The 484-nt window shown below is 76.0% G+C and carries 1 protein-coding gene; it reads right to left on the bottom strand.

Annotation, left to right across the window (positions count from 1 at the left end; genetic code table 11):
* The coding region (locus tag DW661_RS10065) for a helix-turn-helix domain-containing protein (protein ID WP_147356457.1) at window positions 1–484 on the bottom strand (484 nt) is incomplete at both ends.

The following is a 484-nucleotide window of genomic DNA, read 5'->3' as shown; positions in this document are numbered from 1 at the left end:
TCCACCGGGCCGCCGTTGCGCGCCGCCATCTGCTCGGGCGAGAGCCCCCGGCCCAGGCCGTCGCGGATGAGGGCGAGCGCCTCGGCCGCGGCGGGCTCGTCGGCGTCTATCCCGCGCCTTGACGAGACGAGGACCGAGTCCGCGCACAGCTGCGCGGCGCGGGCGTCGTAGAAGACGTGCGGGCGGCGCTTGCAGCCGACCGCACGGTACCGCCCGCACCCGTTGCAGCAGCGCGGCCACGCGGCCAGGCGCGGGCATGCCGCAGACAGGTCGGCGGAGGCGTCCACGCGCTCGCCGCGCCTCTCCCTCGGCGCGGTCACGAACCTGTGCGACGCCACCTCCGAGCACACCGTCGAGGGCGACCTGCCCAGCTCCCTCGCGATCTGCCTGCACGAGGCCCCTCGCTCCAGCATCCTCTGGACCGTGTCCCGCTCGTGCCTGGTGAGCCTGCCGTAGGCCCTCGGGGCCGCCTTCCCGGCCCCCT

This window comes from Collinsella sp. AM24-1 (assembly GCF_003470325.1).
Classification (GTDB): domain Bacteria; phylum Actinomycetota; class Coriobacteriia; order Coriobacteriales; family Coriobacteriaceae; genus Collinsella.
The sequence above is the reverse complement of the archived record's forward strand: the minus strand, read 5'-3'. Positions and strand labels throughout refer to the sequence as shown.